This is a genomic window from Stenotrophomonas sp. 82F1, from assembly GCF_056861525.1.
Genome location: NZ_JBSPUD010000031.1, coordinates 16,552 through 27,581, shown reverse-complemented (window position 1 = coordinate 27,581; position 11,030 = coordinate 16,552). Strand labels below are relative to the sequence as shown.

Annotated in this window: 9 protein-coding genes; 4 read left to right on the top strand and 5 right to left on the bottom strand. The window is 66.0% G+C overall.

The annotated features are described in order from the left end of the window. Positions 1 to 101 precede the first annotated feature (101 nt). Both AC13GI_RS20410 and ubiE read right to left on the bottom strand, forming a co-directional pair. Complete coding sequence (locus AC13GI_RS20410; protein ID WP_482997195.1) at positions 102 to 2,030, bottom strand: M1 family metallopeptidase; 1,929 nt, start codon at positions 2,028 to 2,030, stop codon at positions 102 to 104. Between the two features lie 185 nt (positions 2,031 to 2,215). Beyond that, positions 2,216 to 2,977, bottom strand: coding sequence for a bifunctional demethylmenaquinone methyltransferase/2-methoxy-6-polyprenyl-1,4-benzoquinol methylase UbiE (ubiE, locus tag AC13GI_RS20405; protein ID WP_032976541.1), 762 nt, complete (start codon positions 2,975 to 2,977; stop codon positions 2,216 to 2,218). Between the two features lie 79 nt (positions 2,978 to 3,056). On the opposite strand from ubiE, the gene AC13GI_RS20400 reads away from it, so the two are divergent. The 4 genes from AC13GI_RS20400 (at position 3,057) to AC13GI_RS20385 (ending at position 4,866) form a co-directional block, all read left to right on the top strand. Further along, complete coding sequence (locus AC13GI_RS20400) at positions 3,057 to 3,509, top strand: nucleoside deaminase (protein ID WP_005411083.1); 453 nt, start codon at positions 3,057 to 3,059, stop codon at positions 3,507 to 3,509. Positions 3,510 to 3,709: 200 nt separating this feature from the next. Further along, positions 3,710 to 3,970 carry a hypothetical protein gene (locus AC13GI_RS20395; RefSeq protein ID WP_482997194.1) on the top strand — a complete coding sequence of 87 codons (261 nt, stop codon included), beginning with the start codon at positions 3,710 to 3,712 and terminating at the stop codon, positions 3,968 to 3,970. 73 nt (positions 3,971 to 4,043) lie between these two features. Beyond that, the gene (locus AC13GI_RS20390; RefSeq protein WP_099820615.1) at positions 4,044 to 4,370 is read left to right on the top strand and encodes a hypothetical protein; all 327 of its coding nucleotides are present in this window, start codon (positions 4,044 to 4,046) and stop codon (positions 4,368 to 4,370) included. 73 nt (positions 4,371 to 4,443) lie between these two features. Further along, complete coding sequence (locus AC13GI_RS20385; RefSeq protein ID WP_482997193.1) at positions 4,444 to 4,866, top strand: low affinity iron permease family protein; 423 nt, start codon at positions 4,444 to 4,446, stop codon at positions 4,864 to 4,866. A 168-nt stretch (positions 4,867 to 5,034) separates the two neighbouring features. Here the strand turns inward: AC13GI_RS20385 and smeF are convergent, their stop codons facing one another. The 3 genes from smeF to smeD all read right to left on the bottom strand — a co-directional run bounded on the left by smeF (position 5,035) and on the right by smeD (position 10,837). After that, entirely contained in the window at positions 5,035 to 6,420 is a 1,386-nt protein-coding gene (gene smeF / locus AC13GI_RS20380) for a multidrug efflux RND transporter outer membrane subunit SmeF (protein WP_482997192.1), read from the bottom strand. 97 nt (positions 6,421 to 6,517) lie between these two features. Further along, entirely contained in the window at positions 6,518 to 9,643 is a 3,126-nt protein-coding gene (smeE, locus tag AC13GI_RS20375; RefSeq protein ID WP_032976546.1) for a multidrug efflux RND transporter permease subunit SmeE, read from the bottom strand. A 12-nt stretch (positions 9,644 to 9,655) separates the two neighbouring features. After that, positions 9,656 to 10,837: a multidrug efflux RND transporter periplasmic adaptor subunit SmeD gene (smeD, locus tag AC13GI_RS20370; RefSeq protein ID WP_099820612.1), complete on the bottom strand. Its 1,182-nt coding sequence runs from the start codon at positions 10,835 to 10,837 to the stop codon at positions 9,656 to 9,658. Between the last annotated feature and the right edge of the window lie 193 nt (positions 10,838 to 11,030).

Sequence of the window (11,030 nt, the reverse complement as noted above, 5' to 3'; positions counted from 1 at the left end):
CTTTGATCCGAGCCCCCCACGCGCCCCCTGTTTCAAACCCCCCCGCGCCCCCCGCCCCCGACTCTACAAAAAAAGCGCCGGGCAGTGCCCGGCGCTTTTTCTTACTTCGCTTCAGCCTTGGCCAGCATGTCCTGCACCGAGGCGGTGGTGATCGGGTGGTAGCCCGGCTTGGCCTTCTCGAACGCCTGCTTGGCCAGCTCCAGACCCTTCGGGGTCTTCACCAGTTCGGCGTAGATCGGCAGGATCAGCTTGCGACGACCGACACGCTCGATGAACGCAGCCGCCGCTTCATTGGCCTGCTCGTAACCGCTGCGGATGGTCAGCGGGTACCAGCGCATGGCGATCTCGCCATTCGGGGTGCCGGTGAAGTGGAACGCCTTGTCCAGCGTGGCCAGCTTGTCCAGCGGCTGGGTGGCGCCCAGGCCGTCGATGAAGCGCACCCACTCCTGGGTACTCCACTCGGCAATGACCTGGCTGCTCGGCACGGTGCCGGCACTGGCAAAGGCGATGCGCGCGGTATCCACGCTGCTGAAGTTGCGCGACTGCGCCTTGGCCGCGAACGACGGAATGCCCGGCTCGTCCAGCCACGCCTTCAGTTCGGCCTCGGTGACCGCCGACGGATTCTTCGGCAGCAGATTCTTCTTCAGGTACTCGACGAACTGGTCGGTGTTGGCGCTCTGGAAGGCGTGGTCATCGAACCAGCCGCGCAGGAACGGATCGAAGGTCTCGCGGCCGAAACGCTGTTCCAGGAATTCCAGGAACCACGAACCCTTGACGTAGGCCACCTGGCTGAGGGCTTCGTCCGGGTCACGCTCGTTCAGCGGCGGCAGCGCCAGGGCCTGGTCGGCCGGGCTCATGTCCTTCACTTCGGCCAGCAGATCGGTCTGGTCGATCTGCTTCTCCATCTCGGCCATCTCCTTGCCGTACAGGGCTTCGGTGATGCGGCCCTGGACGTAGGTGGTGAAGCCTTCGTTGAGCCAGATGTCCTTCCAGCTGGCGTTGGTCACCAGGTTGCCCGACCAGCTGTGCGCCAGTTCATGGGCGACCAGCGAGACCAGCGACTTGTCGCCGACGATCACGGTCGGGGTGGCGAAGGTCAGGCGCGGGTTTTCCATGCCGCCGAACGGGAACGACGGCGGCAGCACCAGCATGTCGTAGCGGCCCCAGCGGTACTCGCCGTACAGCTTTTCGGCGGCACCGATCATCTTCTCGGTGTCTTCGAATTCCTTGGCGGCCTTGTTGACCATGGTCGGCTCGGCCCAGACGCCGGAGCGGCCGGAGATCGGCTCGAACACCAGGTCGCCGGCGGCGATGGCCAGCAGGTAGGACGGAATCGGCTGCGGCATCTTGAAGGTGTAATCACCGTCACGCGCGGCCTTGGGATCGTTGTCGGCGCTCATCAGCACCATCACGTCCGGGCGCGAGACCACGTGCGCGCTGTAGGTGAAGCGCACGCTCGGGGTGTCCTGCAGCGGCACCCAGGAACGGGCGTGGATCGCCTGCGACTGGCTGAACATGAAGGGCAGCTTCTTGCCCTCGGTCATCGACGGCGCCAGCCACTGCAGGCCCGACGCGGTCGGTGCGGTGTGGTAGGTCACCTCGACCTTGGCCGGCTGTTCCGGGGTTTCGATGGTCAGCTTGCTGCCGAACACCTTGTCCACCGGGGCCAGCTCAAACTTCAGCGGGCTGCGCGCGCCATCAGCGGCGATCGCTTCGACCTTGGCGATGCTCAGCTCGCGGGTGTCCAGCACCAGCTGCTTGGCATCCTTCTGCTTCCATTCCAGGGTGTAGGTGGCGGTGCCGCCGATCTGCTTCTGGTCGAAGTCCAGCTTCAGATCCAGCGCGATGTCCTTGACGACGACCTTGTCCGGCTCGGCGTACGAGCTTTCATCGTGGCTGCGGTTTTCGGCGTTCACGGGGGCGGCGGGAGCCTTCTGGGCAGTCGGGGCGGCGGCGGGTGCGGCCGCCTCCTGGGAGCAGCCGGCGGCCAGGGCCACGGCCAGCGGAAGGAGCATCAGCGGATTGCGCATGAATCGGGACCGTTACGGGGATCAAACCCCAATGGTACCTCTCCCCCGGCCGGGAAGCGTTGCGCGGTGCGGGGTAATGGCCGGCCCCACGATGGCCCGGCAGGTGCCAACCTTGGTTGGCACGGATCCATCATCGCTCGCGGCGGGCGTGTGCCAACCAAGGTTGGCACCTACCAAAGCAAGGCTTACAGCTTGTAGCCGGAGTGGATCGAGACGATGCCGCCGGTCAGGTTCTTGTAGTGGCAGCGCTCGAAGCCCGCCTGCCCCATCATCGCCTTCAGCTCTTCCTGCGGCGGATGCTTGCGGATGCTCTCGGCCAGGTACTGGTAGCTGTCCGAATCGTTGGCGAACAGCTTGCCCAGCTTCGGCAGGATCTTGAACGAGTGGAAGTCGTAGATCGGCTTGAACCAGTCCGCAGTGACTTCGGAGAACTCCAGCACGCGGGCCTGGCCGCCCACCTTCAGCACGCGATACATCTCGCGCAGGCCGGCGTCCTTGTCGGTCACGTTGCGCAGACCGAAGGCGATGGTCACCAGGTCGAAGCTGTTGTCCGGGAACGGCAGGGCTTCGGCGTTGCACTGCACGTAGTCCAGGCCGAGCACCAGGCCGCGGTTGGTCAGGCGGTCACGGCCGACCGACAGCATGCCGGCGTTGATGTCGCCCAGCACCACCGAACCCTCGGCACCGACCCGCTCCTTCAGCAGCGCGGCGATATCGCCGGTGCCACCGGCCAGGTCGAGCACGCGGTCACCCGGCTTCACCTGCGCGGTGGCTACGTAGTAGCGCTTCCATGCCCGGTGCACGCCCATGCTCATCAGGTCGTTCATCAGGTCGTAGTTGCGCGCGACCGACGTGAACACCTGGCCGACCAGCTTCTGCTTGTCCTTGGCGTCAACGTCGCGGAACCCGAAATGGGTGGTACCGGATTTGTAGGGGGATTCGCTCATGCCCCGATTATCGCACCGCCGGGCCCCTGCGGGGAACGCTGGCCGTATCATGGCGCCCCACGACCTACCGGAGCCCCGCATGATCACCACGCCCGACTACCAGGCCCTGCTGCAGACCGCCATTGCCGAAGCCCGCCAGGGCCTGGCCGAAGGCGGCGTGCCGATCGGCGCGGCGCTGTACCACAACGACGGCCGCCTGCTCGGCTGCGGCCACAACCGCCGCGTGCAGGAAGGCGACCCGTCCGTGCATGGCGAGACCGACGCCTTCCGCAAGGCCGGCCGCCAGCGCCGCTACCAGGACACCATCATGGTCACCACCCTGGCCCCGTGCTGGTACTGCTCGGGCCTGGTCCGCCAGTTCAACATCGGCACGGTGGTGGTGGGCGAATCGCGCACCTTCCAGGGCGGCATCGACTGGCTGCGCGAGAACGGCGTCAACGTGATCGACCTGGACAGCCAGGAATGCGTCGACCTGCTGGGCGGTTTCATTGCGCAACATCCGGAAATCTGGAACGAAGACATCGGCGAATGAGCATCCGCCACGGCTGATGAGTCCGCCTTGATGAACGCTTCAGTGCCGGCACAGCCTTGTGCCGGCAGCGTCTGCCTGCTTCAACGTGAACTGCTGCGCAGTCAGCTGCGTGCAGTGCACACGCGCCACTAACATCCTGCTGCGCCGCCACGTCTAGGGTGGAATGCAACCGGGGCCCCCGCCCCGGGTTGGAGCCGACCATGCAAGCGCATGCCGTACGTCCTCCCAGCGACCCGGCCCTGGCCGTGATCTGGGACCGACTGCAGCAGCAATACGCACTGCACCAGCGCAGTGCCCCGTTCTGGAGCGCCTACCAGGACATGCAGCAGGATCTGCTGCTCGACCATCCCCGCGACCTGGTGCGCCTGTGCAATGCGATGGCCGCCATGGCCGAACGCCTGGGTGCAGTTGAACACGCACAACTGCTGCGCCATCGCCACGCTGACTGCACATCGCGCTGACGCGGCATGCACCACTGCCCGGGCCACACTGTAACGGGCCCCACTCCCTTCACCTCAAACCGATTGGATCGTCATGCACGCTGAAGTTCCCGCCATTCCCCCGGTCATCAATGTCGATGCGGAGCTGGATTACTGGCGCCGCCAGCACGCCGATGGCGCACTCGCGCACACCTCGTTCGGCACCTATGTGCCGTGGATCAAGTTCGCCTGTGATTCACTGATCACCCAACCACGCGCCAGCAATGCGCAGCGCGATGAGCTGTTCCAGACCCAGTACGCCCTGCAGATCATGCCGCGCATGACCGAAGCACAGGCCCGCGAGTTCGTCGAACGCTGCTGGCAGCACGTCTACCTGGCCAGCCCGGTGCGCAGCCAGGAAGCACCGCGCCTGCGCGCCTGAGCCCACGCTCGACTGCACGGCACCTGCACGGCCACGTGCCGATGATCGTCATCATTCCAGTGGAACGATGACGATGAGCGCAAGGAACCTGTTCAATTTGATCGCCAAGAAGGCCGCGGCCGCCACCGGCTCGCCGTGGACCTTCCTGGCTGCGGTGTCGATCGTCGTGCTGTGGGGCATCAGCGGCCCGATATTCAAGTTCAACGATACCTGGCAGCTGGTGATCAACACCGGCACCACGATCATCACCTTCCTGATGGTGTTCCTGATCCAGCACACGCAGAACTCGGACACGGCGGCGATGCAGATCAAGCTGGATGAACTGATCCGCGCCACCGCCGAGGCCAACAATGAACTGCTGGACCTGGAAGAGCTGGACGAAGAGCGCCTGGAAGAGATCCGCGCCGAGTACGAGAGGATGGCGCGCGAAGCCGGCGACGCGCTGACCCGGGTACGCTCCTGCCGCAGCGAGCGGCGGGATGACGAAGCGGTGTGACCGGTGGTGCTTGCCGCTGGCCGGCAACTGCACGATCTCCGATGATCGCGACCCTCTGGTAGCGCCGGGCCATGCCCGGCGAGCGCGAAGCGCGGTCTGCTTCAGGCGCCCTGAATATTGGGTGGAAGAGCCGCCGGGCATGGCCCGGCGCTACCGGAATCAGCGCGCTTACCCGCGCTCGTGCCAGCCGCCGCCCAGCACCTTGTACAGCGTGATGCGGTTGGACTGCTGCGCCAGCTGCGTCTGCAGCTGCGTCTGCTGCGCGTTGTAGGCGGTACGACGTGCATCCAGCAGGGTGACGAAACTGTCCAGGCCGGCGTCATAGCGTGCCTGCGACAGGCGGTTGGCCTGCTCGGCCGCTTCCACCAGTCGCTGCTGCGAGGCGGCCTGCTCATCCAGGCTGACATTCAATGCCAGCGCATCGGCGGTTTCGCGGAAACCACTCTGGATCGACTTTTCGTACTGCGCCAGTGCGATATCGCGATCGGCGTTGGCCACCGCCAGGTTCGCGCGCAGCTTGCCGCCCTGGAAGATCGGCAAAGTGATCTTCGGCAGGAAGCTCCACACCCGCGTACCGCTGTCGAACAGGCCCGACAGTTCATTCGAGCCACTGCCGATGCTGCCGGTCAGCGAGATGCTGGGGAAGAACGCAGCGCGTGCGGCACCGATGTTGGCATTGGCGGCCAGCAGCTGATGTTCGGCCGCCATGATGTCCGGGCGCTGCAGCAGCACGTCGCTGGGCAGGCCGGCCGGCGGTGGTGCCAGCGCAAGTACCTGCGGCGCGATGCTGTCCGGCAGCAGCGCCGGATCCAGCTGGCCACCGGCCAGCAGCGCCAGCGCGTTGCGGTCCTGGGCCAGCTGCCCGCGCAGACGCGCGGCATCGGTGCGCGCGGTCTCGACCAGGGTGCGGGTCTGGGTCAGTTCCAGTGCGGAACTGCCACCACGCTCATGGCGTGCTTCGGCCAGACGCAGCGAATCCTCATAGGTCTTCACCGTGGCTTCGGCGATCGCCAGGCGCTGCTGGTCGGCACCGTAGGTCAACCACGCGGTAGCGGTCTCGGCCACCAGGCTCAGCTGTGCGTTGCGGCGGTTGGCGGCTACGGCGAAGTACTGCTGCAGCGCGGCTTCGCTCAGGTTGCGCACGCGGCCGAACAGGTCCAGTTCGAACTCGGCCACGCCGACGCCGGCGCTGAACTGCTCGGTCACCGGCACGTCGCCACCGCGGCGGTCCATCTGCCCGGTCACGGCCACGCCCGGTACCCGGTCAGCGCGCTGCACGCGGTACTGGCCGCGCGCCTTCTCGACGTTGAGCACGGCCACGCGCAGGTCGCGGTTGTTGTCCAGCGCCTGGCCGATCACCTGCTGCAGGCGCTCATCGGTGAAGAAGTCGCGCCAGCCGACCGCGGCCACATCGGCCACTTCGCCCTGCGCGGCTTCCGCCGGCCACTGCGACGGAATGGCCGGGGCCACTGCGGTGTTCTTCGGCGCGAGGGTGCCGCACGCGCTGAGCGCCAGCGCGGTGGCAAGGGATATTGCAAGAGAAGAGAATTTCATAGCGACACCTTGGGGGTCACGGTGGTAGCGCCGGGCCGGGCCCGGCGACTATGCGGTGAGGCATCCGCCGGGCATGGCCCGGCGCTACCGGTTGTCATCACTCGGTGGCGTTGCGCTTCTTGAACACGCGCTGCACCACGACGAAGAACAGCGGCACGAAGAACACGCCGAGCACGGTGCCGACCACCATGCCGCCGAGCACGCCGGTGCCGATCGCCTGCTTGGCGCCGGAGCCGGCACCGCTGGAGATCGCCAGCGGCAGCACGCCCATGCCGAAGGCCAGCGAGGTCATGATGATCGGGCGCAGACGGTCGCGCACTGCATGCATCGTCGCTTCGATCAGCCCTGCGCCCTTCTCCAGATGCTCCTTGGCGAACTCGACGATCAGGATCGCGTTCTTGCTGGTCAGGCCCACCGTGGTCAGCATCGCCACCTGGAAATAGATGTCGCGCTCCATGCCACGGAAGGTATTGGCCAGCACCGCGCCGAGGATGCCCAGCGGCGCCACCAGCAGCACCGAGGTCGGCACGCTCCAGCTTTCGTACAACGCAGCAAGGCACAGGAACACGATCATCAGCGACAGCGTGTACAGCAGCGGCGTCTGCGAGCCCGCCTGGCGTTCCTGGTAGGACATCGCCGTCCACTCGACGCCGAAGCCCGCCGGCAACTGCTTTGCCAGCTGTTCGATCTCGGCCATGGCATCACCGGAGGCCACGCCCGGGGCCGGTTCGCCCTGGATTTCGGTGGCCGACACGCCGTTGTAGCGTTCCAGGCGCGGCGAACCGTAATCCCAATGCTTGCTGGCGAAGGCGCTGAACGGAACCATCTCGCCCTTGTCGTTCTTCACCGACCAGAGATCGAAGTCCTCCGGCACCATGCGGAACGGCTGGTCAGCCTGCACGAACACGCGCTTGACGCGGCCGCGATCGATGAAGTCATCGATGTACGAGCTGCCCCACGCGGTGGCCAGGGTGGTGTTGACCTGATCGATCGACAGGCCCAGCGAGCTGGCCTTGGCCACATCGATATCGATGCGGAACTGCGGGGTGTCTTCCTGGCCGTTCGGACGCACGTTGGCCAGCTTCTTGCTTCCGGCCGCCAGGCCAAGCAGCTGGTTGCGGGCCGCCAGCAGTGCCTCATGGCCCTGGCCGCTGTTGTCCTTCAGGAAGAAGGTGTAGCCCGACGCCGTACCCAGCTCCGGAATGGCCGGCGGTGGGAAGGCAAAGATGAAGGCATCCTTGATCTGCCCCAGTGCAGCCATCGCACGTCCGGTGATCGGCATCACGCCATTGTCGGCGTCACGATCCTTCCAGTCCTTCAGCTTGACGAAGGCCATGCCCGCGTTCTGGCCCATACCGGCGAAGCTGAAGCCCTGTACCGAGAACACCGATTCGACCGCACCCTTCTCGTTTTCCATGAAGTGCTTTTCGAGCGCGGCGATCGATTCCAGCGTGCGCTCCTGGGTTGCACCTACCGGCGCCTGCACCAGCGCCATCAGCACGCCCTGGTCTTCATTGGGCAGGAACGAGCTGGGCAGGCGCACGAACAGCACGCCCATCAGCAGGAACAGCGCAGCGACGATGCCCATGAACCGCCACGGGCGATGCAGGATGCCGCGCACGCCGCGCTGGTAGCTTTCGCTGGTACGGTCGAAGCCACGGTTGAAGCCGTTGAAGAAGCGACCGGCAAAACCGCGGTGGGCGACATGGTGCTCGCCCTTCTTCAGCGGCTTGAGCATGGTCGCGCACAGCGCCGGCGTCAGCACGATGGCCACCAGCACCGACAATGCCATCGCCGACACGATCGTCGCCGAGAACTGCCGGTAGATCACACCGGTGGAGCCGCTCATGAAGGCCATCGGCACGAACACCGCCGACAGCACCAGGCCGATACCCACCAGCGCGCCGGTGATCTGGCTCATCGACTTGCGGGTGGCTTCCAGCGGCGACAGGCCCTCTTCGGACATGATGCGCTCGACGTTCTCCACCACCACGATGGCATCGTCCACCAGCAGGCCGATCGCCAGCACCATCGCGAACATGGTCAGCATGTTCACCGAGAAGCCCAGCACCGACAGCACGCCGAAGGTGCCCAGCAGCACCACCGGCACGGCGATGGTCGGGATCAGGGTGGCGCGGAAGTTCTGCAGGAACAGGTACATCACCACGAACACCAGCACGATCGCTTCGAGCAGGGTCTGCACCACGCCCTTGATCGACACGCGCACGAACGGGGTGGTGTCGTACGGGATCTCGGCCTTCAAACCGGCCGGGAAGAAGCCTTCCAGTTCCTTCAGGGTTTCATCGACACCGGCCGCGGTATCCAGCGCGTTGGCGCCGGTGGCCAGGGTGACCGCCAGGCCGCTGGCCGGCTGGCCGTTGTAGCGGGTGACGAAGTCGTACGACTCGGCGCCGAGTTCGACGCGGGCAACGTCGCCCAAGCGCAGTTCGGCACCATCCTGCGCACCGCGCACGATGATGTTGCGGAACTGTTCCGGGGTCTGCAGGCGCGACTGCGCATTGATGGTGGCGTTGAGCTGCTGGCCCTTCACCGACGGCGCACCACCCAGCTGGCCGATGGCCACCTGCGCGTTCTGTGCCTTCACCGCAGCAACCACTTCCGGCACCGACATGCCGTAGGTGTGCAGCTTGTTCGGGTCCAGCCAGATGCGCATGGCGTACTTGCCACCGAACACCTGGATGTTGCCCACGCCCGGCACGCGGCTGAGACGGTCCACGACATTGGAGCCGACGTAGTCGGCGATGTCGTTGGCATCCATGCTGCCGTCTTCGGACACGAACGCGATGACGTTCAGGAAGCCCGAACTGGACTTGGCCACGTTGATGCCCTGCCGCTGCACTTCCTGCGGCAGCAGTGGCATCGCCAGCTGCAGCTTGTTCTGCACCTGCACCTGGGCGATGTCGGGGTTGGTCCCGCTCTCGAAGGTCAGGGTGATGGTGGCCTGGCCGTTGGACGAGCTGTTGGAGGAGAAGTAGATCAGGCCATCAAGACCCTTCATGTTCTGCTCGATGATCTGCGTCACCGAGTCTTCGACCACCTTGGCCGAAGCACCCGGGTAGCTGGCGCTGATTTCCACCGCCGGCGGTGCGACGTTGGGGTACATCGAGATCGGCAGCTTGAACAGGGCCAGGCCGCCGGCGAGCATGATGATGATCGCGATGACCCACGCGAAGATGGGTCGATCGATGAAGAAACGTGCCATGGGGTTCTCCGCTTACTTCGCGCCTGCGGCCGCAGCTGCAGGTTGGGCGGCGGCCGGCTTGGCCGGGGCGGCGCCCTGTTCGGTGGCATTCACGGGCATGCCCGGGCCGATCTTCTGCAGGCCTTCGACGATGACCTTGTCGCCGGCCTTCAGGCCGTCCTCGACCAGCCACTTGTCGCCGACGGTGCGGCTGACCTTGACCGGGCGCACTTCGACCTTGTTGTCCTTGCCGACCACCATCGCGCTGGTATCGCCCTTCGGATCGCGGGCGATGCCCTGCATCGGCACCAGCACCGCGTCGCTGCGCACGCCGCCGCCGATCACCGCACGCACGTACATGCCCGGCATCAACAGGCCGTCGGGGTTGTCGACCTTGACCCGCAGCGCGAAGCTGCCGGTGGCCGGATCGACGCTGACTTCGGAGAACTCCAGCGTGCCCTTGTGCTCGAAGGTGCTGCCGTCTTCCATCAGGATGCTGACCGGCGTCTGCTGGTTGTCCTGCAGGCGGCCGGCGGCCAGTTCGCGGCGCAGCTGCAGCAGCTCGGCCGAGGACTGGGTGAGGTCGACGTAGATCGGGTCCAGCTGCTGCACGGTCGCCAGCGCAGTTGCCTGGCCGGCGCTGACCAGCGCGCCCTGGGTGACGCTGGACTTGCCGATGCGGCCGCTGATCGGCGCGGTGATGCGCGCATAACCGAGGGTCACGTTGGCGGCATCCAGTGATGCCTTGGCAGCACCGACGTCGGCCTCGGCCTGCTTCTGCGCGGCCACGGCGTTTTCCAGATCCTGCTGGCTGACCGCGTCGACCTTGGCCAGCTCGGTGATGCGCTTGGCGCTCAACCGCGCCGCATTGGCGGTGGCTTCGGCGCGGGCCAGCTGTGCGCGCGCGCTGTTGGCCTGGGCGCGGTAGCTGGCGTCCTCGATCTGGTACAGCGGCTCGCCGGCCTTGACCATCCCACCCTCGGTGAACAACCGCTTGGCGACGATGCCGTTGACCTGCGGGCGCACTTCGGCCACCAGGAAGGCATTGGTGCGGCCCGGCAGCTCACGTGTGAGGCCGACGGTCTCGGACTTCAGCGTGACCACGCTGACCTGGCCCGGCCCCTGTTCGGGCGCCTGGGGTTGGCCGCCACAGGCAGCGACGGTGGCAGCGATCGCCAGCGACAACGCGAAGGGTCGGATTCGGCTCAGCAACATGATGGGAATGGCTCTTGAAGGGAGGGATCTCAGTCAGCGCTGATATGGCAGACCCTCCCCTTGCAGGAGCGGAGACCGCGCGGACAGCGCCCACCCGGGTGGAGTGGGAGCCAGGACAGGCCTGCCACGCACACGACGGGAATGATGGGAGGGAAATATACATACATGCGTGTTTGTTTGTAAACCGGTACAA

What these genes read in the sequence shown, in the direction of transcription:
- AC13GI_RS20410 (WP_482997195.1), bottom strand. Translation starts at nt 2,030, where the DNA reads ATGCGCAATCCGCTGATGCTCCTTCCGCTGGCCGTGGCCCTGGCCGCC.
- ubiE (WP_032976541.1), bottom strand. Translation starts at nt 2,977, where the DNA reads ATGAGCGAATCCCCCTACAAATCCGGTACCACCCATTTCGGGTTCCGC.
- AC13GI_RS20400 (WP_005411083.1), top strand. Translation starts at nt 3,057, where the DNA reads ATGATCACCACGCCCGACTACCAGGCCCTGCTGCAGACCGCCATTGCC.
- AC13GI_RS20395 (WP_482997194.1), top strand. Translation starts at nt 3,710, where the DNA reads ATGCAAGCGCATGCCGTACGTCCTCCCAGCGACCCGGCCCTGGCCGTG.
- AC13GI_RS20390 (WP_099820615.1), top strand. Translation starts at nt 4,044, where the DNA reads ATGCACGCTGAAGTTCCCGCCATTCCCCCGGTCATCAATGTCGATGCG.
- AC13GI_RS20385 (WP_482997193.1), top strand. Translation starts at nt 4,444, where the DNA reads ATGAGCGCAAGGAACCTGTTCAATTTGATCGCCAAGAAGGCCGCGGCC.
- smeF (WP_482997192.1), bottom strand. Translation starts at nt 6,420, where the DNA reads ATGAAATTCTCTTCTCTTGCAATATCCCTTGCCACCGCGCTGGCGCTC.
- smeE (WP_032976546.1), bottom strand. Translation starts at nt 9,643, where the DNA reads ATGGCACGTTTCTTCATCGATCGACCCATCTTCGCGTGGGTCATCGCG.
- smeD (WP_099820612.1), bottom strand. Translation starts at nt 10,837, where the DNA reads ATGTTGCTGAGCCGAATCCGACCCTTCGCGTTGTCGCTGGCGATCGCT.